The sequence below is a fragment of the Ruminococcus sp. YE282 genome (assembly GCA_900101355.1).
Lineage (GTDB): Bacteria > Bacillota > Clostridia > Oscillospirales > Acutalibacteraceae > Ruminococcoides > Ruminococcoides bromii_A.
This window is the reverse complement of record FMUV01000001.1, coordinates 26307-49215: the sequence shown is the minus strand read 5'-3', so window position 1 is coordinate 49215 and position 22909 is coordinate 26307. Positions and strand designations below refer to the sequence as shown.

Annotated in this window: 22 protein-coding genes; 7 read left to right on the top strand and 15 right to left on the bottom strand. The window is 39.2% G+C overall.

Features of this window, described 5'->3' with window-relative positions:
• Positions 1-171: 171 nt before the first annotated feature.
• From BLP46_RS00245 to BLP46_RS00230, 4 genes are all read left to right on the top strand, one after another.
• On the top strand, positions 172-1077 hold the full coding sequence (locus tag BLP46_RS00245) for an ABC transporter ATP-binding protein (protein WP_092973839.1): 906 nt from the start codon (positions 172-174) through the stop codon (positions 1075-1077).
• A 13-nt stretch (positions 1078-1090) separates the two neighbouring features.
• Complete coding sequence (locus BLP46_RS00240) at positions 1091-2323, top strand: ABC transporter permease (RefSeq protein ID WP_167669125.1); 1233 nt, start codon at positions 1091-1093, stop codon at positions 2321-2323.
• A gap of 185 nt (positions 2324-2508) precedes the next feature.
• Entirely contained in the window at positions 2509-4248 is a 1740-nt protein-coding gene (locus BLP46_RS00235) for an ABC transporter ATP-binding protein (RefSeq protein ID WP_092973833.1), read from the top strand.
• The gene (locus BLP46_RS00230) at positions 4245-5990 is read left to right on the top strand and encodes an ABC transporter ATP-binding protein (protein ID WP_092973829.1); all 1746 of its coding nucleotides are present in this window, start codon (positions 4245-4247) and stop codon (positions 5988-5990) included. The genes BLP46_RS00235 and BLP46_RS00230 overlap by 4 nt, the downstream gene beginning before the upstream one ends.
• A gap of 124 nt (positions 5991-6114) precedes the next feature.
• Here the strand turns inward: BLP46_RS00230 and BLP46_RS00225 are convergent, their stop codons facing one another.
• The 7 genes from BLP46_RS00225 to BLP46_RS00195 all read right to left on the bottom strand — a co-directional run bounded on the left by BLP46_RS00225 (position 6115) and on the right by BLP46_RS00195 (position 13842).
• Positions 6115-6969, bottom strand: coding sequence for a GNAT family N-acetyltransferase (locus tag BLP46_RS00225; RefSeq protein ID WP_092973826.1), 855 nt, complete (start codon positions 6967-6969; stop codon positions 6115-6117).
• Positions 6970-7169: 200 nt separating this feature from the next.
• Positions 7170-7451: a CD3324 family protein gene (locus BLP46_RS00220; protein WP_092973823.1), complete on the bottom strand. Its 282-nt coding sequence runs from the start codon at positions 7449-7451 to the stop codon at positions 7170-7172.
• A gap of 142 nt (positions 7452-7593) precedes the next feature.
• Complete coding sequence (locus BLP46_RS13250) at positions 7594-8571, bottom strand: GNAT family N-acetyltransferase (RefSeq protein WP_092973820.1); 978 nt, start codon at positions 8569-8571, stop codon at positions 7594-7596.
• Between the two features lie 108 nt (positions 8572-8679).
• Positions 8680-10752, bottom strand: coding sequence for an elongation factor G (locus tag BLP46_RS00210; protein WP_092973817.1), 2073 nt, complete (start codon positions 10750-10752; stop codon positions 8680-8682).
• Positions 10753-11021: 269 nt separating this feature from the next.
• A complete protein-coding gene (ilvD, locus tag BLP46_RS00205) occupies positions 11022-12680 on the bottom strand; it encodes a dihydroxy-acid dehydratase (RefSeq protein WP_092973814.1) in 1659 nt (552 codons plus the stop codon).
• 120 nt (positions 12681-12800) lie between these two features.
• Positions 12801-13286 (bottom strand): DNA-deoxyinosine glycosylase, encoded by a 486-nt coding sequence (locus tag BLP46_RS00200; protein WP_092973812.1) that lies wholly within the window; start codon positions 13284-13286, stop codon positions 12801-12803.
• A 1-nt stretch (position 13287) separates the two neighbouring features.
• Positions 13288-13842 carry a DUF5662 family protein gene (locus tag BLP46_RS00195; RefSeq protein WP_092973809.1) on the bottom strand — a complete coding sequence of 185 codons (555 nt, stop codon included), beginning with the start codon at positions 13840-13842 and terminating at the stop codon, positions 13288-13290.
• A gap of 126 nt (positions 13843-13968) precedes the next feature.
• Between BLP46_RS00195 and BLP46_RS00190 the strand changes: the two genes are divergently transcribed.
• The 3 genes from BLP46_RS00190 (at position 13969) to BLP46_RS13455 (ending at position 15817) form a co-directional block, all read left to right on the top strand.
• On the top strand, positions 13969-15168 hold the full coding sequence (locus BLP46_RS00190; protein WP_092973806.1) for a L,D-transpeptidase family protein: 1200 nt from the start codon (positions 13969-13971) through the stop codon (positions 15166-15168).
• A gap of 23 nt (positions 15169-15191) precedes the next feature.
• The gene (locus BLP46_RS12770) at positions 15192-15380 is read left to right on the top strand and encodes a maltose acetyltransferase domain-containing protein (RefSeq protein ID WP_143000411.1); all 189 of its coding nucleotides are present in this window, start codon (positions 15192-15194) and stop codon (positions 15378-15380) included.
• A gap of 266 nt (positions 15381-15646) precedes the next feature.
• A complete protein-coding gene (locus BLP46_RS13455) occupies positions 15647-15817 on the top strand; it encodes an LbetaH domain-containing protein (protein ID WP_353961290.1) in 171 nt (56 codons plus the stop codon).
• Positions 15818-15919: 102 nt separating this feature from the next.
• Here the strand turns inward: BLP46_RS13455 and BLP46_RS00180 are convergent, their stop codons facing one another.
• The 8 genes from BLP46_RS00180 to proC all read right to left on the bottom strand — a co-directional run bounded on the left by BLP46_RS00180 (position 15920) and on the right by proC (position 22897).
• Positions 15920-16801 (bottom strand): polysaccharide deacetylase family protein, encoded by an 882-nt coding sequence (locus tag BLP46_RS00180; protein ID WP_092973803.1) that lies wholly within the window; start codon positions 16799-16801, stop codon positions 15920-15922.
• A 221-nt stretch (positions 16802-17022) separates the two neighbouring features.
• Complete coding sequence (locus BLP46_RS00175; RefSeq protein WP_092973799.1) at positions 17023-17991, bottom strand: GTP-binding protein; 969 nt, start codon at positions 17989-17991, stop codon at positions 17023-17025.
• 76 nt (positions 17992-18067) lie between these two features.
• Positions 18068-19114, bottom strand: a complete 1047-nt coding sequence (locus BLP46_RS00170) for an acyltransferase family protein (RefSeq protein ID WP_092973796.1) — start codon at positions 19112-19114, stop codon at positions 18068-18070.
• Positions 19115-19125: 11 nt separating this feature from the next.
• On the bottom strand, positions 19126-19629 hold the full coding sequence (locus BLP46_RS00165; RefSeq protein WP_092973793.1) for a hypothetical protein: 504 nt from the start codon (positions 19627-19629) through the stop codon (positions 19126-19128).
• A 31-nt stretch (positions 19630-19660) separates the two neighbouring features.
• A complete protein-coding gene (locus BLP46_RS00160) occupies positions 19661-20317 on the bottom strand; it encodes a hypothetical protein (protein WP_092973790.1) in 657 nt (218 codons plus the stop codon).
• The gene (locus BLP46_RS00155) at positions 20301-21278 is read right to left on the bottom strand and encodes a YesL family protein (RefSeq protein WP_092973786.1); all 978 of its coding nucleotides are present in this window, start codon (positions 21276-21278) and stop codon (positions 20301-20303) included. The genes BLP46_RS00160 and BLP46_RS00155 overlap by 17 nt, the downstream gene beginning before the upstream one ends.
• Positions 21279-21334: 56 nt before the next feature.
• Positions 21335-22006 (bottom strand): stage II sporulation protein M, encoded by a 672-nt coding sequence (locus BLP46_RS00150; RefSeq protein ID WP_092973784.1) that lies wholly within the window; start codon positions 22004-22006, stop codon positions 21335-21337.
• 90 nt (positions 22007-22096) lie between these two features.
• Positions 22097-22897 (bottom strand): pyrroline-5-carboxylate reductase, encoded by an 801-nt coding sequence (proC, locus tag BLP46_RS00145; protein ID WP_092973782.1) that lies wholly within the window; start codon positions 22895-22897, stop codon positions 22097-22099.
• Between the last annotated feature and the right edge of the window lie 12 nt (positions 22898-22909).

Below are 22909 nucleotides of genomic sequence, written 5' to 3'. Positions count from 1 at the left end.
ATTTAAACTACTTGATTTTGAATTACTTATATTTATTTACAAATATGCACTTTATATTTTCGAAATATTATGGTATAATTTGTATCACACTGCTAAAAATCACCCAATTACGCAAACAATATATTAGACACATTTTGTATACAACATTATAGTGCCAATTTGGAGGAAATTATGGAACTCGAACTGAAAAACATATATAAAAATTTTGGCGAAAAACAGGTACTGACGGGCATATCTTTAAACGCCAAAAGCGGTGAAGCATTCGGATTGCTGGGCAGAAACGGCGCCGGAAAAACCACTACAATTCGTATTTTGATGAATGTTTTTCCTGCAAACGCCGGAGAAGTGCTTGTTGACGGAAAACCCATTAATTACAACAAGATAGGCATTGGGTATCTTCCCGAAGAACGAGGACTTTACCCCAAAAAGCCGATTATCGACCAGCTTATTTATTTTGCCCAACTAAAAGGAATGAAATATGCACCTGCCGTAAAGTCAATTGATAAATGGCTTGAAAGACTTGGTATGTCTGAATATCGCAACAAGCGGCTTGACACGCTTTCAAAGGGAAATCAGCAAAAAATACAGCTGATTACCGCACTTGCACACAATCCAGATATTGTAATTCTTGATGAACCGTTCTCGGGACTTGACCCGGTCAACGCACAATTGCTAAAAGACGTTGTAAAAGAGGAAATCAACAGAGGAAAAATTGTTCTGTTTTCAAGCCATCAAATGAATTACATAGAAGAATTTTGCGATAACATTGCTATTCTTAACGGCGGAAAGGTCGTTTTGCAGGGCAACTTGCACAACATCAAAAGGAACTACACAAGAGATAAACTTATTGTAAAATCGTTGACGGATATTGAGAAAATTTTAACTAACCAGGGCGTGAAATCTGAAAAATCTGTCAAGCGTTTAGATTCTGACACCCTGATTTTGGAGCTTAATTCACCTGATAACAAACAAAATGTTATGAAAATGCTGACCGAACAATTCGACATAGATGAAATCAAAGTGTTTGAACCATCGTTAAACGACATCTTTGTTGAATATGCAGGAAAACAGGTGTAAGGAGGGGTCAAAAATGAATCAATTTGGAACAATACTAAAATTTGAATTAAAAAACTATTTTAAAAACAAAGTATTTGTCGGTGTTACGTTATTTATTGTTGCGGTAATCGCAGTAGTAATCTTCTTTCCTAAGATTGCGGCTTCATTTGAAAGCGACAGCACAGATACAAGCGGTGAGAGCCTTCCTGTTATGCTGATTGCGGCAGACTCCGAAGATGAGGCACAACAAATCAAAGAGGCTTTTGCTTCTGCATTTGAGGACTACAATATTCAGGTTACCGCAAAAGGTGTTGAGGATATAAAAGCTAAAATTACGGACGAAGAAGCCGAATGTGGTTTTTATTTTGAAAGTCCTGTTTCATATACGTATTATGTAAACGACCTTTCACTTTATGACGAAAACACAACAATTGCAGACCAAGTTTTGCAAAACGTTTACAGACTGAACACAATGATGCAAAACGGAATTTCTGCGGAGAAAGCCGGTGAAATTCTTTCTGCGCAGATAAACCACAATGTAGAAAATCTGGGCAAGAACCAAATGCAAAACTTCTTCTATACTTACATAATGATTTTTGCCTTATACATGGTAATTCTTCTTTACGGACAATTGGTTGCCACAAGCGTTGCTACGGAAAAAAGTTCAAGGGCAATGGAGCTTTTGATTACCAGCGCCAAACCTACATCAATGATGTTCGGCAAAGTTATGGCCGCCTGTATTGCAGGATTGACTCAGCTTACATGTATTTTCGGCTCTGCATTTTTGCTTTTCAATATTAACAAAGGCGACTGGCAGGATAATCAAATTGTCAATTCAATATTCAATATGCCGCTCAATCTTTTGATATATATGCTGCTGTTCTTTGTGCTTGGATTCTTCATCTATGCATTTTTATTCGGCGCAGTCGGCTCAACGGTTTCAAAGGTTGAAGACATAAATACTGCGGTTATGCCGATAACTATGCTTTTCATAGTCGCATTTATGGTTGTAATTTTCTCAATGTCGAGCGGAAACGTTGACAATATTTTGATGATAGTATGCTCATACATACCGTTCACCTCCCCTATGGCTATGTTTACCCGTATTGCGATGAGCACGGTTCCGATTTATGAAATTATCATTTCAACAGTAATTTTGGTGGCTTCTTTATTTGGAGTTGGCATTCTTTCGGCTAAAATTTACAGAGTAGGCGTTCTGCTTTACGGCACAAAGCCAAAAATCGGCTCAATAATCAAGTCGATTTAGAAAGCATAATCATCAAAAGCACTATAAAATTCTTATTAAGCATAAAGGCTTTGTTTCTTGCCAGAAACAAAGCCTTTTAACTATATATGCACATAAGCATTTTAACAAAATCAAAAAATAGTTGATGATTAGAAAGAATTGGTGTAAAATAATAATACTGGAAATAATATGGATAGGATAATAAGATGATAAGATTAAGAAGATTTTTAAAAAACTACAAAAAGGAATGTATTATCGGCCCTATCTGCAAGCTTGTTGAGGCAATTCTTGAATTATTTGTTCCACTTGTTATGGCTAAAATTATTGACGTCGGCGTAAAAAACGGCGACTCGGGCTATGTAATCAAGATGGGCGGACTTTTGGTTCTGCTTGCGGCACTGGGGCTTTCTTTTGCGCTCGTATGTCAATATTGGGCGTCAAAGGCATCTCAGGGATTTGGCACAAAAGTACGCAGTGCGCTGTTTGCTCATATAAACAGCCTTTCCCACGCTGAGCTTGACAAGCTCGGAACGCCGTCACTGATTACACGAATGACAAACGACATCAACCAAGTTCAGCAAAGCGTTGCAATGAGTATCCGTTTACTGACGCGTGCTCCGTTTATTGTTGCAGGCGCATTGGTTATGGCTATGACAATCAACCTAAAGATGTCTGTAATATTCTTTATCTCCGCTTTGCTGATAGCTGTTACGCTGTATTTTGTTATGAGCAAAAGTATTCCGATATTTACAGCCATGCAGAAAAAACTTGACAAGATTGGTCTTATTTCAAGAGAAAATCTCTCGGGCAACAGAGTTATCCGTGCCTTTTCTAAGCAAAAAACCGAAAAAGAGCGCATTGACAATGCCACAGAAGACCTTGCAAAAACATCAATCAGGGTAAGCCGACTTTCGGCTCTGCTAAGCCCTGTTACCTATGCCGTTACCGACCTTGCAATAGTTGCAGTAGTATGGCTTGGCGCAATGAATGTAAATAACGGAAGCGGTATGCTTTCGGGCGACATTATCGCTCTTGTAAACTATCTGACGCAAATTCTTCTTGCTATGATTGTTGTTGCAAACCTTGTAATTTTGCTCACAAAAGCAAGTGCAAGTGCAAAAAGAATTGACGATGTGTTTAAGACTCAGCCGAGCGTTGTTGAGAAAAATCACGACAATATCAAAATATTTTCAGATAATGACACACCAAAAATCAAATTCAGCGACGTTAGCTTTACCTACGGTGACGGTGCTGATGAACTGAGCAATATCAGTTTTGAGATAAAGCGCGGCCAGACAGTTGGAATTATCGGCGGTACCGGAAGCGGAAAATCAACGCTTATCGGTCTTATTCCAAGGTTTTATGATGTAAAAAGCGGCAGTGTTAGTGTGGACGGCGTGGACGTAAAAGAATATCCGTTCTTACAGCTCAGAGGACAGATGGGAATTGTTCCCCAACAGTCGGTGCTGTTCAGTGGAACTGTCAGAGATAATATGAAATGGGGCAATAAAAATGCAACAGATGAAGAAATTATCAAAGCGTTAAAAATTGCCCAAGCCTATGAATTTGTGTCAAAGTTGCCGAAAGGACTTGACAGTTATGTTGAGCAGGGCGGCAAAAACTTCAGCGGAGGTCAAAAACAGAGGCTGTGCATAGCAAGGGGAATTGCGGCAAATCCTAAAATTTTGATTCTTGACGACAGCTTCTCCGCACTTGACTTTGCAACCGACGCCGCATTAAGAAAAGCGCTTAAAGAAAACACCGAAAATATGACGGTAATTATTTTAACTCAGAGGTGTTCAACCATAAGAAACGCCGACCTTATTTTAGTTATGGATGACGGAGAACTTGCGGGTCAGGGCACACACGAAGAATTATTTGACAGCTGTGAAACCTACCGCGACATCTGCCTTTCTCAGCTCAGCGAAACGGAGGCGAAACAATGAAAAAGAAATCTGCCGTTTCCAAGGTAATAAAAAGAATAAAACCGTATTCGGGCTATCTTGCATTATCGCTTATCAGTGCAATCATCAGCGTTTTGCTCACGCTCTATATTCCTGTGCTCGTCGGCAGGGCAATTGATAATATAATAGACGTTGGCAATGTAAACTTTGAAAACATAATACAAATATTGATTTATATACTCGTCGGAATTGTAGGCGTTACGGTATTTCAATGGATTATGAATTACTTTGTTAATGTCATAAGTTACAAAACCGTCAGAGACCTTCGCAGAGATGTGTTTAAAAAATTCAATCATGTTCCTCTCTCCTACATCGACACCCATTCACACGGTGACCTTATCAGCCGTGTAATAAACGATGTTGACGCAGTCGGCGACGGTCTTACACAAATGTGCTTGCAGCTGTTTTCGGGCATTGTAACAATCATAGGCACACTTGTGTTTATGCTATTCATCAACTGGAAAATTGCAATCGCCGTGTTTGTGCTTACTCCTTTGTCGTTGTTTGTTGCCGCATTTATCGGAAGACTGACGCACAAGCGTTTTACCGAACAACAAAACCTGCAGGGAGAAATCTCCTCATATGTTGAAGAACACGTTGGCAATCAGAGAATTGTAAAGGCTTTTTCATATGAACAACGTGCATTTGATGAATTTGAAAAGTACAATAACGAATTGTACACAGTCGGATTCAAGGCTCAGTTTGCCGGTGCGCTGGCAAACCCGAGCACAAGATTTGTAAACGCAATAGTATATGCGGCTGTTGGCGTTATCGGTGCTCTTACAGCAATATCAGGCACACTTTCTGTCGGTCAGCTTTCATGCTTTTTGACGTATGCCAATCAATACACAAAGCCGTTTAACGAAGTAACAGGAGTTCTTACTCAGCTGCAAACAGGAATTGCGGCGGCTGAAAGAGTGTTTGAAGTGCTTGAAGCTGACGACGAAAAGCCTGACAAATCCAATCCCGAAAAGGTTGAAGATTGCAAAGGCAATGTTAAGATTGAGAACGTAAACTTCTCATATACAAAAGAAAAGCCGCTTATTACCGACTTTTCGCTTGATGTAAAAAGCGGAAGCCATATTGCCATTGTAGGCCCGACCGGTTGCGGAAAAACCACCTTTATTAATCTTCTTATGAGATTTTACGAAACCGACAGCGGAAAAATCACAATTGACGGTGTTGATATAAAGGATATGACACGTGACAACGTGAGAAAATGCTATGGAATGGTGCTCCAGGAAAGCTGGCTGTTCTGCGGCACAATAATGGAAAATCTGAGATACGGAAACGAAAATGCAACCGACGAAGAAGTGATTGCGGCGGCAAAGGCGGCATATGCACACAGCTTTATCCGCCGTATGCCGAAAGGTTACGACACGGTTATAAGCGAGGGCGGCGGAAACCTGAGCCACGGTCAAAAACAGCTTTTGTGCATTGCAAGAGCTATGCTCACAAATCCGACTATGCTGATTCTTGACGAGGCAACTTCATCAATTGATACCCTAACGGAAATCAGAGTTCAAAAGGTCTTTGCCAAGATGATGAAAGGCAAAACAAGTTTTGTTGTCGCACACAGACTTTCAACAATCAAGGAAAGTGATGTAATCCTTGTTATGAAAGACGGCAACATAATTGAGCAGGGCAACCACGATGAGCTTATTAAGAAAAACGGCTTTTACACTATGCTTTATAACAGCCAGTTTAGCAAAAGTCAGAGCTGATTTTCGGATATTTTTCCTATTTATCTTGAATCAAAATTTTAATCGTAGCAAGCTTTACTTTAAAGAGGCAAAATTTTCATAGATTATATCAAAACAGAGGCAGTTCAAAAGAACTGCCTCTGTTTTATGCGTGTGACAAGGTTTGAAATAATATTATTTTATCATCAAGTGAGAATCCCCTTATGAACAATGTTGTATCATCCTCAAAATATTCATTAACCGTCCAGCCCAAACTGTCGGCAGGAGTAAATCCAAGGGTCACGGTTTTTACTTGCCCGCCAAACATATTTATAACGTCGTCAATTGAAACAGGATTTGGTGAAATAATTGCGTGTATAAATACATTTTCACTCTCTACATCAGCAATAATATACGTCTCCGTTTGCTTATCAAAATACACACTGTTTTGCATATAGCCCGTTATATGGAACATCATTAAATCGAAATTATCTGCCATATCAAAGCCGCCTCTGAATACATTTGATTTAAACGCTTTGATTAGCTTTTGCCAATTCTTTTGGTTATCCATAGGCATAGAAATGACCGTTTTTTCAGAAATAACATCAACCTCTTTGGAATACTGATATTCCTTGGCAGCAACAAATCCAAACTTTGGATAAAAATTCAGCACTTCATCATTTGCAAACAGATAAAATCCATCAGCTTTTTCGCCGTAATCTTTAAAAATATCATTAATCAAGGTTCTTATATAACCGCGGTTACGATAATTTTCATCGGTCATAACCGTTCCAAGCTGGATATAGTACTTTAAAACGCCATGGTCATTTATGTCAATAATATTAACAGACACATTGGCAACCACCGACTCGTCTTCAACTATTGAATACGGTATGTATTTGTCATTCCAAAATCCGTTTTTGTACCAATCCTCAAAATTAAAACCGAATGTTTTTTCCGTAAGTCGGTTAAGAGATTCCCTTAATTTATCATTATTTCTATAATTCTTGACTATTCTCATATTTCCTCCGTTTATTTACTTTAGTCTTAAACATTTGTTAACCAACAGCTTTCAATATCATTGTATCAAACAGATAAACGCAAATAAACCTCAAAAACAGTTATAAAAAACATTGAGCCTGCACATTTAAGCACAGACTCAGTTAAATGTTTAAATTCTACTTTAAAACAACAAATATATCAATATCCAAATATTGTCAGTTAAGTGTTAAATTCAGACTTCATCATACGAATAATTCTCTGTATGCTTTTATCGGACAGACAATATTTATCGGCAAGACTTTCAGTATTAAACCCAAGCAAATAATCATCATATATACTGCGATTTCTAATTTCAAGCTCGGTTTTTATTCCTGTTTTTTCTCCCCACTCAGCTCGGGAATTATTCTTTTTCGGAATATAAATATTTTGACCGTCGATATACTGCTGTATCATTGCAATAACATTTTGCGGCAGAACTTCTTCCGCCTTAATATAGCTCATTGTTGCCTCCTAAACTTTAATATAAAGGATAAGCAATGGCTATAACAACATAATTTTAATTGCACAGCCAAAGCTTATGCAACAATAACATATCTTTTCAAAGAACAACCCTCCTTTTGAAATAAATATATTCTATTAATTATCATTTGTCAATATTAAGATATATTGATTTTAGAATTGAAATTCCGCTCTCGGTTTTGTAAACATTATGCAGAAAATTTTGAATAACGTCCATACTGTAATTTGACTCGTCGGCATTAACCAAAAAATCCGCCTCAAGAAGTATTTGATAATCCAACCCGTCAACATCGGTATAAGTGTGGTGATGAGAAACAATATAAATGATTCTGTTAAGGTCGTCGTCACTCAGGTTAAACTCTTCAAAAAACGGAACCAAAAGAGCCTCACTCTCAGACTCTTGGTGTTTGCCGTTTGTGTTTCCGTATTTTTGACGACACAGCGGACAGGCAATGTCGTGAACAATTGCGGATAATTCAAGAATATTCTGAGTATGTTCGTCAAGATGTTCAAGCTTGCCGATAGTTTGGGCATAGGCATATACTTTTAGAAAATGACGAATATCAGACTTATTTCCCTTATAAAAATCAATCATCTTTTTTGTTACTTTATCAGTCAATCCAATCGCCCCAATATCTATATAATACAAAATTGAGTCTCTGTCGGGATAATTATATTCAATCGGCAAATCCGCCTTTGTGATTTTTCGAAATCCCGCACGCTCATAAAACTTGTGTGAAGTAACAGCCACTGACGGTGTGTCAAGGATAATTCGGTTGATTTTGTGTTTCTTTGCATACCTAAACAGGCAATTATACAGCTTTAGTCCTATTCCCCGACTGCGAAAATCAGCCTTTACAAAAAACTTCTTCATAATTCCGAAGCCGTTGCCTTTGTTCATAATACCGATTGTGCCGATAACCCGATTATTCTCAACGGCAATCCAAAATTCACCGCCGTTTTTTCTGTAAAACTTCTCAATATCGTTTAAATCAGGCTGCTCAGCTAAGGACAAATTAATCTTTGATTCATAGTTTTGAATATATAAAATTAAATTAATTACATCAGACTTGTATTCATCCTTATACGTAATGATTTTCACCGAAAGTTTAACCTCACAAATTCAGAACATTTTTATTATATCATATGTAAATATTGTTTTCAACAAAAGAGGATACCCTCAAAGGTATCCTCTTTGACAAATCTGTTATTATTCTTCGGCTTCTTTTTTTGCCTGTTCTATTACCTTTTGTGCAATATTTGCAGGGGCATCCTCATAACGTACAAAACTAAATTCATAAGAACCTCTACCCTGTGTTATCTGCTTAATGAATGTTGAAAAATCAGACATTTCAGCCACCGGCACTTCTGCCTCTACAACCTGCATTCCGCCCTCGGCAGGTGACATTCCCAATACTCTGCCTCTGCGTTTGTTTACTTCGCCCATAACATCGCCCATGTTGCTGTCGGGAACAGTAGCCCTAAGGCTTCCGATAGGCTCAAGAAGTGTTGGAGAAGCATTTGGAATACCGTTTTTATATGCAAGACTTGCAGCGGTTTTGAACGACATTTCCGATGAATCAACAGGGTGATATGAACCGTCATAAAGTGTTGCTTTGATTCCGACTGTCGGGTATCCGGCAAGCACGCCCTTTTTGATGGATTCTCTCAAACCTTTTTCAACCGCAGGGAAAAAGTTCTTTGGAACTGCGCCGCCGACAACTCTCTCTGCAAATTCAAGTCCGTCTGTATCATACGGTTCAAATTCAATCCAAACATCACCGAACTGACCGTGACCGCCCGACTGCTTTTTGTATCGGCCCTGAGCGGTGACCTTTTTGCGGATGGTTTCTCTGTATGCAATCTTCGGCTTCTTAAGGTTTGCGTCTACATTATATTTGGTTTTCAGTCTTGAAATTACCACATCAAGGTGCTGTTCGCCAAGTCCCGAAATTAACATTTCGTGTGTTTCGTGATTATTTTCAAATTTGATTGTCGGGTCTTCGTCTGCAAGTTTGGCTATGCCCTGAGCCACCTTGTCTTCATCACCCTTTTTTGCAGGATAAATCGCCATTGTATATGACGAAGCAGGATAATCAACGCCGTCAAGCACTACCTTTCTCAGCGGAGAGCACAAGGTATCTCCCGTTTTTGTTGAAACGAGCTTAGGTATTGCGCCAATGTCACCTGCGCCTATGTACTCGGCATCTACCTGCTTTTTGCCGCAAACATACATAACCTTGCCGATGCGTTCCTGTGCACCCGTGCGCATATTAATAACCGGAGTATCGGCGCAAATTTTTCCTGAAATTGTCTTGATATATGAAAGTCTGCCGATAAACGGGTCAACAACGGTTTTGAACACTATTGCTGCGGCAGCGGCGCTGTCGTTGATTGAAACCTCAACGGGTTCACCGTTTACGTCAACGCCGATTTCTTCTCCCTTTGAAGCGGCGTTCGGAGCAAGCCAGGTAAGGCTGTTTAACAACTGGTCAATTGCAAAAGTATTGTGTGCGTCGCCGCAGAATACAGGACAAATTGTACCGTCCTTAACGCCTTGGCTTACGCCGAGAATAATTTCTTCAGGCGTAAATTCTTCGCCCATTATAAATTTATCGAGCAAGTCTTCGCTTGTTTCGGCAACGGCTTCCTTTATGGCTTCTCTCAATCCCTCAAGTCTTGTGCCCATATCAGGAAGCGCAGTTTGCTTAACGGAGCCGTCTTCGCCGTATTCATAAGCCTTATAATCGAAAAGGTTAACGTACGTATTAGCCTTGCCGTCCACAATGTACGGAACAACAACAGGGCAAACCGACGGTCCGAAAGTTGCTTTAAGATTTTCAAAAACACGGTAGAAACGTGCGTCCTCATCGCAAAGTCCGTTTACAAAGAACACCTTGGTAAGTCCTGCCTTTGTTGCGGCGGCGGCTGCCTTTTCAGTGCCGACATTAACGCCGTCTTTGCCGGATACAACAATAAGAGCTGTATCTGCCGCACGCATACCCTCGGATACTCCGCCCGCAAAATCAAACAAGCCGGGAGTATCAATTAAATTAATCTTTGTATTTTTCCATTCTATCGGAGCAACGGCGGTCATTATTGAAGCCTGGCGCTTAATTTCTTCGCTGTCAAAGTCAAGCGTTGTGTTTCCGTCCGATATACTTCCCAAACGCTCGGTAGCCTTTGAAAGATATAGAATTGATTCTGCAACAGAGGTCTTTCCGCAGCCGCTGTGACCTACCAAAGCAATATTTAAAATTTTGTTTGCATCATACTGTTTCAAAATTAAAAACTCCCTTCGTAATAAAATGCTAATTTTGATAATAATATGATATACTCGTCAAAATTGTATATAATTCATCAATATTGTAAATTTATTATAGTTAATTATATCATATTTGTGTAATATATACAACAGAAATAAGTCAAAATAAAAAAATTCACTCTTTGACCAATATATCAAAGAGTGAATTGTGCATTTTGCTTTTTTATTTAATTTGAATTATACGATTCGCCAAAATTTTTACATTAACTTTGTACAAAATTTTGAAATTACTCAAGAACTGCGCCCTTTGTACCTGAAGTTACAAGCTTTGCGTATCTTGCAAGGTAACCTGTTGTAATTCTTGGCTGGCGTGGAGTCCAAAGAGCCTTGCGCTTTGCAAGTTCTTCGTCAGACACAAGAACATTGATTGTATTTGACGGAATGTCAATTTCAATTGTATCTCCCTCTTCAACAAGGGCAATCGGTCCGCCGACTGCGGCCTCGGGAGAAACGTGACCGATAGCGGCACCTCTTGTTGCGCCCGAAAAACGTCCGTCAGTTATAAGTGCAACACAGTTGCCGAGTCCGCTTCCCATAATTGCAGAAGTCGGGTTAAGCATTTCACGCATACCCGGACCACCCTTAGGGCCTTCGTAGCGAATTACAACAACATCGCCGGGATTGATTTTTCCGTCATAGATAGCGTTAAGTGCGTCTTCTTCACAGTCAAACACACGTGCAAATCCCTTGTGATGCATCATTTCTTCTGCAACAGCACTTCTCTTTACTACGCATCCGTCAGGAGCAAGGTTGCCCTTAAGAACGGCAATTCCGCCTGTTCTGCTGTATGGATTCTCATAAGTGCGGATAATCTCGGTATTCTTGATTTCACATCCGTTTATGTTCTCTGCAACGGTTTTTCCGGTGCATGTAAGTATATCTGTATTCAGCAAGCCGTGCTTTGAAAGCTCGTTCATTACCGCATAAATTCCGCCTGCTTCGTTGAGTTCTTCAATAAAGTGCTCTCCGGCAGGTGCAAGATGACAAAGGTTAGGAGTTTTTGCAGAAATGTCATTTGCAATATCAAGGTCAATGTCAATTCCACATTCATGTGCAATAGCAGGCAAATGGAGCATTGTATTTGTTGAACAGCCAAGTGCCATATCAACTGTCAGAGCATTCTCAAAGGCTTTTTCGGTCATAATATCACGAGGACGGATATTATTGTTTACAAGTTCCATAATCTTCATACCTGCGTGCTTTGCAAGCAACAAACGCTGGGAATAAACAGCAGGGATTGTTCCGTTGCCCTGAAGTCCCATACCGATTACTTCTGTAAGGCAGTTCATACTGTTTGCCGTAAACATACCTGAACATGAACCGCAGGTCGGACATGCATTATTCTCATACTCGGCAAGCTTTGCGTCGTCAATTTCGCCTACCTTGTAACGTGAAACGGCTTCAGAAACAGTTGAGTAACTGATTTTTTTGCCGTCAACGTGTCCGGCAAGCATTGGACCTCCGCTTACAAAAATTGACGGAATATTAAGTCTTGCGGCAGCCATCAAAAGTCCCGGAACGTTTTTGTCACAGTTCGGAACCATAACCAAGCCGTCAAAAGCGTGCGCCTTTGCCATAGCTTCGGTTGAGTCGGCAATAAGCTCACGGGTTACAAGTGAATACTTCATACCCTCGTGTCCCATTGCAATACCGTCGCAAACAGCAATTGCTGGGAATACTATCGGAACGCCGCCTGCAAGAGCAACACCCTGCTTTACAGCCTCAACAACCTTATCAATATTCATATGTCCCGGAACTATATCATTCTTTGAGCTTACAATACCGATAAGCGGTTTTTTGATTTCTTCGTCTGTCAATCCGAGCGCATGCAACAATGTGCGCTGCGGAGCGGCATTAATGCCGTCTTTTATAACTGAACTTTTCATTCTTTATCATCCTTTCGGCAATATACTTAACATTAGCTTATATTTTACCATTATATCGTTTGTTTTGCAAGGTGTACAATTGTGTTTTTTATGGCAGCCTTATTCCCTTTTTCAGCACGGTTATTCGGCAATAATCTTCCATTCCTCATACAGCCTGTCAAGCGAAAAAGCTGCGTTTGCAGGGCTTGTTGAGGGCAATTTAACGGCTTCTATTTTCGTTTTTGGAAATATATATTTCTGATACATTTTGTATGACGCAGTACCGTTTGCAAAAATCCTGCTGACCTTGCTGTTATTAAGAATTATCGAAAGGTCGTTCGGTACGACATCTTTTATTGAACTGTCGCTTGACCCCGTTATGGTGCAGGAATGAATTGAATCCCACAAGGCAAGGTTATGCGACAAAACAAGCTGCTTTTTCTGCTCTGTTGTCATAGGAACATCTTCACAAAATATTTTTGCAAGCAGTTTCCAAAATCTATTTTGCGGATGACCGTAAAAAAACATTGCTTCTCTGGATTTTACCGACGGAAAACTGCCGAGAATTAATGTTTTGGAATTACCGTCATAAAGCGGCGGTATGGGATGAATTATTTTTTCCGACATATTAAATTTCCTTTTTCTTCGATTTTTTGCTCTCTTTAACAAGCTGCCTTATGTATGCAAATGTTTTTTCTTCGCCCTGGTCTCTCAGCATAGTAAGCAATTTGTCAAGAAGCGCCTCGGTGTTCGGGTACATTCTGTGTTTTCCTTTTATACGCAAAAAATACTGGTATGGATGAGCGTCGGTATAAGCGTCACCGTTATATATTTTACTCGCAGCTACTCTGTCACAGAACATTTCCACAACAAATCTCAGCGGCATCTCTACATTTTCGATATTTTTGGTCTTTGGGTTATAATCGTTCCAATACTCATAATGATGCCTGTTCCTTCCCTTGTGATGCATCCATGCGCTTGAATAGCCGTACAGCTCACGTTCCGGTTCATTGGGACTGCGTGTCCCCTGAAAAAATTTTGCTCCGGGTATAAACTCGGTGGGAGTATATTTTGAGAGGTCGTGCCTTAGCCCCTGCCACAAAATTCCTGCTCTTTTGCAATTAGCAATTACCTTGTGTCTGTGCCTTGTTATAGTCTTAAAATGTTTTATCGGATGTGCCATTATTTAATCACCGTTAATATATTAACATATTTTTAAAAATATTAAAATATTTCTTGCCTTATTCGCGAAAAAAAGTTATAATAGTAAAAAATTAAAATTTTGTAATAATTGAAGGGCTTTAGGATTATGAAAAAATCTTCATATTTACTGTTTTTGTTTGTGGTTATGGTTCTTAGCTGCTTACTTTGCGGATTAAAGGGATGTAATACTCAAACAAAAGAGGCAATAAACTCAGATACAACCGAAGAAGAAACGGTTGCCACGTTTTCGGGACCGCAGCCGATTAAGTTTGATGACAAAGAACCGATTACATTAAAAGTAGGAGAAGCAAAAGTAATTGAAGTTTCCGATGAAGACGAAAAATCGCTTCAATCTTGGACAAGCAGTGATGATTCAATTGTTTCTGTCGATGACGGAGGACGAATTGACGCCAAAAAAATCGGTACAGCCACAATAACGGCAAAATTTTCCGACAAAGAAAGCAATTGCAAAGTAACTGTTGAAAAAGCAGACGACGTTACGGATACTGATACCTTCTCCACTGCAATTACCGCAAACACAGATATTCTAAATCAGAATATCAACTCAAGCTACACAAACCCTTATGCAATTTATGTAAATCGCAAAATGAACACGGTTACCGTATATACCTACGACGAAAACGGCGATTACACTATTCCTGTCAGAGCAATGGTGTGCTCATGCGGAAAAAACAACGGAACAATAACAGGAGAATTTGAAACATACTTTACAAACGAATGGCACGCACTGTTTGACAACGTTTACGGACATTATGTAAGCGGTATTTCAGGCGACTATCTGTTCCACAGCGTTCCGTACTACACAACAAGCCCTGATAACCTTGAGGTTGAAGAATTTAACAAACTCGGAACCGACGCTTCGCTCGGCTGTGTAAGAATGGCAATTGCAGATACTAAATGGATATATGAAAACTGCGCTGTCGGTACATATGTTAAAATTTATGATGACGATAACCCAGGTCCCCTCGGAAAGCCCGATACAATAAAGATTACCGATATGTCATGCGGCTGGGACCCGACCGATGACGACGAAAACAATCCTTACAACAGCAAAAAACCTGTTATTAAAGGTGCACAAGATGTTATAATAAAAAAAGGTGATAATTACACCGTTGAAAAAGGAATTACGGCACTTGACACCTGTTCTAACGATATTACAGATAAGTTGTGCGTTGTAGGAAATGTTATTACCACAAAAACAGGAACTTATAAAGTGACCTATCAGGTAAAGGACGCACTTAACCGTACGGCTAAAACAGACATAACGGTTACAGTGACAGATTAATTATTAAAAAACAGGTGATTTTGATGACAGAAAAAGAGAAAATGATTGCCGGATTGCTTTATGACTGCACAGATGACGAACTTATGGAGCTGAGAACCAAAGCTCATATTTTGTGCAAAGATTATAATGACACATATGAAACCGATACAAATGAGCGCAAAGAGATTATTAAACAACTTTTGCCCAATTCAAGTCAAAACATCTATTTGTAGGGGCCTATTCAGTTTGACTACGGTGTTTTTACTTCTTTTGGAGAAAATTGCTATGCAAATTTTAATTTTATAGTTTTGGACTGCTGTCCTGTGAATGTCGGCAACAACGTGTTATTCGGCCCGAACTGTACCTTGGCAACGCCTATTCACCCATACATTTTGAAGAACGAAGAATTGTTACTGCTCCCGACGGTAGAAATATAGAGTATGAGTATGCAAAACCGATTGAAATCGGAAATGACTGTTGGCTTGCCTCAAACGTTACCGTGTGCGGCGGTGTAAAAATCGGCAGCGGTACAATTATCGGCGCAGGAAGCGTTGTTACCAAGGACATTCCCGAAAACTGCTTTGCGGCAGGAAACCCGTGCCGAGTAATCAGAAAGATTACGGAAAAGGACAAACTAAAATATAAAAACATCGGTGTTATTCCCGAATAATTGCAGCCAAAAGATATAATTTGGCACCAAGACAAAACAACAGACTAAAATCAAGAGGGTATCTCGATTGAGATACCCTCTTAGTTGTGATTATAAAACCGTTTAATCGGAATAATAAGGAATTTCATCCAATCGGCGAAATTCATATCCTTGTTCCTGAAAATATTCTATTATTGACGGCAAAATTTTTGCAGTGGTTTTGCCAATACAGCCGTCATGCATCAAAACCACCACATTATCGGATTTGGCTGTACTTTTAATTCGCTTTAAAAGCTGTGCTGCCGTATGATTTCCCGATTCTCCGTCTCCGTCAAGGCAATTCCAATCAGCATAATAATAACCCTTTTGCTTGAGCAAAGCTTTGTACTGCTGTTTTACCTTAGCATGGTCTCCGTAATTATAGCTACCGCCCGGAAAGCGAATCAATTTAAAAGGCTCTTCGCCTGTTACTTCTCTTATAGAATTAAATGTTTTATCAATCTCATTAAAAAAGCTGTCGCTTGAAGCGTAAAGTGCTTTGTAATCGTGATAATAACTGTGATTTGCAATAAGGTGACCTTCATCATAAACCCTGCGTGCAAGTTCCCTGTTTTCATCAATCATTCTGCCAACCATAAAAAACGTGGCTTTCACATTATACTTATCCAAAGTCTCAAGCACATCAACCGTAATGTTTTCAGTCGGCCCGTCGTCAAATGTAAGATAACAAATTTTTCCGCTTCCGCCCTGAGCTTCCTCCGCAATTTTAACAAGGTCGTTTTGTTCCGAAGCTGACGGAATATTTGTTTTGGAACCTGCAATATTAGCGTCGGTTGATACTGCATTACCGTCTATATTTAACCGTTCAAGTGTGATACTCTCTACAAGTATGACAGCAATAATAATTGCCGCTATAAAACATATAATGCCAAAGAGTTTTTTTCTGCGTGTAATACATATAATGCTGCTTTTTAAAGCACCGTTAAATTTTCCGTTTTGAGCCATGATATAAATCGCCCCTCACAATGACGGCAATACAATAACTTTTGCCGTCACTATCCTTATAATAATGTTTATTCACCATTAAGGATAATGAGAATGCCGTATTTATAACATTGTGTTTATACCTAAATCAGAGTAAAGCTGTGTCTAAATAAGCAAAGCCTGCAACAAATTGTAAGTAATTCAAATACAACATCAAGTATCATTCAAATTAACAGGCAGATTTAAATTGAAACATACTTTCCGCTTGTATTTACCGCCTTAAACTTTTTATCAATGGCCTCAAGATTTACATCGTCACCTATTACGATAAAAATTGCCTGCCCCGAATTTATCGGCAATATGTTAGTTTTTTCACGCGTTGCATTAAGCTCAATCCAACCGTTACTGCCATGCATAAATCCCTTTATACGATAGATTTTGCCACAATCAGAATCCTGCATAATATCATTTACAGTCGGAACGAGTAAATTTTCGGGCATTTCAACATGCATAATGTAATGAGTTGACGACCTGATTGTCTCACTTGAATAAAGCTTAACATATTCTTCAAATCTCCAACCCGAGTTTTCAATTTCGTTAAAATCTTCATCGCTAAGCTTGTCCCAATTCTTGGCTGTTATATCATTAATATTAATTCGCCGTGAACAACTGATACTTTCAAGCGAGCGATTAATGTGGTTAATAAGGCCTTCAATTTTATTTTGCGGTATAATGTCATTTAACTTACTTACTATAATTTTTCCCGAGCAGGCAGACTCCGAGCCAAGCAAAAATTCCATTTGCTTTGAAAGGTCATCTTCAAGTTCACCGTCAACAACGGTAAGCACACTGCCCGGCTCATACCAGCGGTCAAGCGGGTCTTCCCTGAGTGTGTCAAAAAACTCGTCCATATCAAATATTCCGGACGGTTCAACAATTACCCTGTCAAAGCCCTGCATTCCAAGCGTTATAAGTTTGGTTTTAAAGCGACGTTTGTGACACCCCGGGTCTCCCCCTCCTGCAATCATCTCAAGCTGGCAGTTATCGTCTTCAAGCTCCTGAAGCAACATCATATCAACGTTAACCGCACCGAAATCATTTTCTATTATTGCAATTTTTCTGCCAATACGCTTTTGGTACTGAGCATATAACCTAATGAATGTAGTTTTGCCTGAACCTAATATTCCTGTTATTAAGTCAACTTTAATCAATATTTCACCAACTTTTTAATCTGTATTTTAAACCTCGGGTATTACTAATCTCATACTTATGTTTGACACATAATTGTCAAGAAGATTTTCCGAAAGCCAGAAGCTGTTTTGTAGGGAAAGAAAAAATCGGCACAGAACATATAAATGTCACAGCCACAGCCGTGAGTATTATTATGATTGACGTAACCGGCTCATTAAAACCTGCCGAAATCACATCAAAATAATTCCAACTTATAAGAACTGACAAAAACAATTTGTGCCAAAAATATATCTGTATCGTTTTTGTGCCTATGGCAGAAATAAACGGTATTTTTACATTCACAACAAGACACATTATTGAGAATCCGAATACTCCCGAAATCAGATATGACGCTAACCTGACTAAAAAGCCGAGATTATATAAATCTTTAAGAGAGGTAAAGTCATGTCTGCCTGTAAACATCGGTCTGAAAATATTATAAACCGTCTGAGATTTAAAAAACACGAATATAAAACCTATTACAATAAAGAATGCAGCCAATTTCAAAATTCGGTTTGAAAGAAGCTGCGTCAGTTTTTCAGGATTTATCATATATCCCGCTATAAAAAACGGCAAAAATACTGTTATTCTCATTAGAGCAAATTTGTCGCCGAGGAAACTGTCGTAACCTGCCGCACAGCCGATAAGCAACGACAGCACAAGAAGTACCTTTGTATTATACTCTCTAAACAGCCAAATTATTGCATTAAAAACCGCCATTGCCCACATAAACCATGCAAAAGTATCATACATATCAAAGACAGAATACTTTACGGCGTTGCCAAGCATAAGGTCTAAAAGCAAGTACGCTATCCTCATTGCTATACCGATAAGGACAAAGGATATAACCCTCTGCTTTGGAAATTTTGAGGACTTGTCCATAGGCTTGAAAAACAATCCGCTGATAAATATAAACAGCGGCATATGTACGGAGTATATTGTAAGAAATATGCCCCTTGCCCAGTTGTCACTGCTGTGAGCGGCGATAACGTCAATAAAGTGACCCATTACAACAAGTAAAATTGCAAGAAATTTTATATTGTCATACAAATAAATACGCTGAGAAGTTAAGTAACGCTCACTGCTAAAAGCATAACCCGACAAATCAATTCACCTTACTGTTGTTTGGTAAAACAAACGGAATATTCATCATAATTCATAACAATTGAATTTACTTGGTTGTTGTCACGATTGATTTTAAACACCGTTTGTGTGCCTTCATCAAAAACCGCCTTTATTGTTCCGTTATCAACAACCTCATATGTTCCGGAATGTGTGCCGTCATCGGGCGTACCCGGAGTCAGCCACAACGAAAATGTTCCGTCTTTTGAAAACGTAAGCGAGCCTTGATAATTTGAGTAATTGTTATTATAAACCTCGCTGAGTTCAACTTCATCGCCTGTTGAATTTTTTGCGGAGGTTGGCACCCAAGTACTGCTCACAAGCTGAGCATTGCTTGAGGAATCATAGCATGATTTTGATATGAATACCACAGTTATAACCGCTGCAATCAGAACAGCAACCGTGACAACTGTGATTATACGCTTTTTATGAAGTTTTTTTGTTGACTTTTGATTATCGGCAACAGGTTTTTTCTTCTTTTTACGTGTTTTACTCATAATTTTTCATTATCTGCCTTTAACTAAATTATTAGTCGTGAAAATACACGTCACAACCGTTATAATGCACTGTAAAATCAGACGGAGCGTCGTCTTCCCATGAATTTATTGTAATTGTAATGTTTTTATCATTTGTATATGTTGCATTGATTGTATTATCTTCAACAATATATGCACCCGAATTTGCGGAGGAAGAAATCAAACCGTCTCTGAATGTTCCGTCGCTGTTAAATGTAATTACGCCGTCCGCATACGAAGTACCAAAAAATTCTCTGAGCGGAACATCATCTCCGCTGTCAGGGTCAACCGCTTTATACGGAATGTAGGTTGCATTGAAGCCGGCCTTTTTTTCTCCGCCGTTTGTCGGAACAACAACATCCACAGATTCTTCGGTTTCAGCCGGAAGTGTTTCATCCAAGGAATGATATTCCGCTGAGTTTTGGGTTTCTGATGAACTGCTTTCATCGGAAACAGAAGTTGTTGTCGCCACAGCAGTTTGAATTGTTTCTTCGACGGTTGATGTCGCCACGGTGGTTTCAATATTTTCGTCAGTCGGTTTTTGGCTGTTTCCGTTCAAAAAGATTATAAGGACAATTACACCGGCTATCACTGCCACCGCAACAGCAATAATAATTATCAAGGGTACTTTTGATTTCTTTTCGGGCTTTGCACTATGACGTCCTGCCATTATTGTTCTCCTTTTCTTCTGCGTCTTTTTTTAACTTTAAAATTACGCTTTTCTTAACCATTTTACCGTTGTAATAAATGTACTCGTCGGAATCCGATATTTCGTCAATATCAATATCATTTAAAATTTCATCATATTTGCCTTTTGAGTTATCTGAATTTGTATCCGTCATTTTACCGTTACGGCGATTTTCTACTTTTTTGTCAATAGTATCAATCTTTTTGTCGTTTTCAACTATCATATTATACATTGGCTTGTAGACTGCCGAATTTATAATAAAAGAAACGACAGACGGCATTAAAAATAAAAACAGAATTACAGTTGCAATTATTACGGCAACCTGTGTTGTACAGCAAAACAAAATTGTTGAAGCAATTACAAACAAAATAAACAAACCGAAAGTTGCGGCAAGGTTGTGCTTAATTTCACCAAAGCTCATCAACAGGCTGTTTTTGTAGATATTTTTCATTGAAATATCAAAGGTTACAGTCATTGACGGAATGTAAAAAAACGCAAACATCATTATTACAGCAACCAAAATCGTAATTGCAAACAGAATATAAAACTCGCCCTGTTTTTGTGCCCATGAAGCATATGCAACAAGAGAGTAGTAGCTGAATGTAAGCGACAAATAGAAAACAACTCCGTGGACGAGGAATCTAAGAAAATTATCCTTTATTGCCGCCACAAAGTCCTGAAGGACCGACACATTTTCTCTTCCAAGCGCAATGTGTGCGGTAACCTGAACCACACCCGCATAGTAAGGGAAAAGCGGTATTGCTGTTAAAAACAGAATATAGTTTGCGTTAAGCCCCGACACTGTGTTTATAAGCCAAAATAAGGCAAAAAACAATGCGAACGGAATTGCAAACAAAACATTTGTCAGTAAAAGCTTATGAAAATTATGAAATAAATTTGAAATTACCGCGATTAAGGCTGCCGAAGATTTTTCAGTTGCCATTTGTACCTCCGAAAAGTCAGAAACGCCGGACAAACCCCACCGAGTTTCCTTATTATTTAAAAATTAAATGACCCGGCAAAAAGCGTCCAAAGCGCAGTATCAAGCAGAGAAGCGCAAAAGGTCATTATCAAAGCAGACAAAAGTCTGGAGCTGAGATTAGCAAAACCTCTCCTTAAAGGGTGCTTTGGCAAATTTTTGCCTACCGTTGCGAAAAACAATTCCTTTGAAAACTCAAAGGCAGACGTTGAAAACAAAACAAGCGCAATGCAGAATAAAAATGTACCCGGCAGCAGAACAAGAAGATAAAACCCTACTCCCGCAAGTGAATTTGCTATGAACAAATAACCTGCCGTGATGCCCGTTCCGAATCCCTTGAAAAGAACCGCAAGCAACATTATCGGGATTCCCCAAGGTGCAAGTCCCAACAAATATATTGAAAAAACAAATATAAAATCAGAAGTAAAGCAAGCACAAAATGTTCCTGCAAAGTTATGCGCCATTCTTGCCTCAAGATTTGTAGTGAAAAGAAAATCAAGAGACGAAAGCATCTGAGAATCTGCATTTCGGGCATATACAGAGCCTGCCGCCAAACCAATCAATATTAATCCTACAAACATTACCCTGATGCCATAACGTTTAAAGAAGTAACGCACTTCGGATAACCTGAAGCCCCGAATTGAATTGGCCTGCACATCAGATTTTTTGAACGAAAATACTATACCTTTCATAAAAACATTCCTTTCGTTTAGAACAGCACTGAATTAATTGCTTTGGGTTGTCCAATCTAAACTTATGCGGAATGTTTTGATTTTATGAAATTATTTTCCAAGCTCCTCTGCACGCTTTGTGCAGGCTTCCATTGCATCCTGAACAGCTTCGACAAAGCCGTGTTCTCTGAGCTTATCAAGAGCCGCAATTGTTGTGCCGCCCTTTGAGCTTACCTTTTCAATAAGAACATCGGCAGAATCTCCGCTTTCACGAAGCATTGCAGCCGAACCCTCAAGAGTAGCGCACACAAGGTTCATTGCCTTGTCATAGTCAATTCCCTTTGACTTTGCATAATCAGCCATAGCCTTTGCAAACAAATAAATATATGCCGGGCTGCTGCCGTTAACGGAAATAATCTCGTTCATATGCTCTTCTGTAATGTATTCGCAAACGCCGCTGCCAGCAAACATATCATAAACAGTCTGCTTGTCTTCATCGCTGATATTATCAGACGGACAAAGCGCAGAAGCTCCCTTTTTGAGAAGAAGCGGAGTGTTTGGCATAACTCTTACAACCGGACATTTGCAATCAAGTCCGCGTTGAACAAAGTCAATTGAAATACCGGCAGCAATTGAAACAAAGGTTTTTTGCAGAGAAACCGCCGACTTTAATGATTCAAGAACCTCGGGATAATTTTGAGGCTTTACCGCAAGAACGATAATATCGCTTGACTTTACAACGTCTTCGCCTGTTTTGCAGATATTCACGCCTAATTTGGCGATTATATCGCATTTTTCACTGCTTACATCAAAAACATTGATAAAATCAGCCTTTCCGTTTTGCTGAGAAATCAAACCGTTTACTATGGCTGTTGCCATATTTCCTGCTCCGATAAATCCGATTTTTTTCATTTTAATACCCTC

What these genes read in the sequence shown, in the direction of transcription:
- BLP46_RS00245 (WP_092973839.1), top strand. Translation starts at nt 172, where the DNA reads ATGGAACTCGAACTGAAAAACATATATAAAAATTTTGGCGAAAAACAG.
- BLP46_RS00240 (WP_167669125.1), top strand. Translation starts at nt 1,091, where the DNA reads ATGAATCAATTTGGAACAATACTAAAATTTGAATTAAAAAACTATTTT.
- BLP46_RS00235 (WP_092973833.1), top strand. Translation starts at nt 2,509, where the DNA reads ATGATAAGATTAAGAAGATTTTTAAAAAACTACAAAAAGGAATGTATT.
- BLP46_RS00230 (WP_092973829.1), top strand. Translation starts at nt 4,245, where the DNA reads ATGAAAAAGAAATCTGCCGTTTCCAAGGTAATAAAAAGAATAAAACCG.
- BLP46_RS00225 (WP_092973826.1), bottom strand. Translation starts at nt 6,969, where the DNA reads ATGAGAATAGTCAAGAATTATAGAAATAATGATAAATTAAGGGAATCT.
- BLP46_RS00220 (WP_092973823.1), bottom strand. Translation starts at nt 7,451, where the DNA reads ATGAGCTATATTAAGGCGGAAGAAGTTCTGCCGCAAAATGTTATTGCA.
- ilvD (WP_092973814.1), bottom strand. Translation starts at nt 12,680, where the DNA reads ATGAAAAGTTCAGTTATAAAAGACGGCATTAATGCCGCTCCGCAGCGC.
- BLP46_RS00200 (WP_092973812.1), bottom strand. Translation starts at nt 13,286, where the DNA reads ATGTCGGAAAAAATAATTCATCCCATACCGCCGCTTTATGACGGTAAT.
- BLP46_RS00195 (WP_092973809.1), bottom strand. Translation starts at nt 13,842, where the DNA reads ATGGCACATCCGATAAAACATTTTAAGACTATAACAAGGCACAGACAC.
- BLP46_RS00190 (WP_092973806.1), top strand. Translation starts at nt 13,969, where the DNA reads ATGAAAAAATCTTCATATTTACTGTTTTTGTTTGTGGTTATGGTTCTT.
- BLP46_RS12770 (WP_143000411.1), top strand. Translation starts at nt 15,192, where the DNA reads ATGACAGAAAAAGAGAAAATGATTGCCGGATTGCTTTATGACTGCACA.
- BLP46_RS00180 (WP_092973803.1), bottom strand. Translation starts at nt 16,801, where the DNA reads ATGGCTCAAAACGGAAAATTTAACGGTGCTTTAAAAAGCAGCATTATA.
- BLP46_RS00165 (WP_092973793.1), bottom strand. Translation starts at nt 19,629, where the DNA reads ATGAGTAAAACACGTAAAAAGAAGAAAAAACCTGTTGCCGATAATCAA.
- BLP46_RS00160 (WP_092973790.1), bottom strand. Translation starts at nt 20,317, where the DNA reads ATGGCAGGACGTCATAGTGCAAAGCCCGAAAAGAAATCAAAAGTACCC.
- BLP46_RS00155 (WP_092973786.1), bottom strand. Translation starts at nt 21,278, where the DNA reads ATGGCAACTGAAAAATCTTCGGCAGCCTTAATCGCGGTAATTTCAAAT.
- BLP46_RS00150 (WP_092973784.1), bottom strand. Translation starts at nt 22,006, where the DNA reads ATGAAAGGTATAGTATTTTCGTTCAAAAAATCTGATGTGCAGGCCAAT.
- proC (WP_092973782.1), bottom strand. Translation starts at nt 22,897, where the DNA reads ATGAAAAAAATCGGATTTATCGGAGCAGGAAATATGGCAACAGCCATA.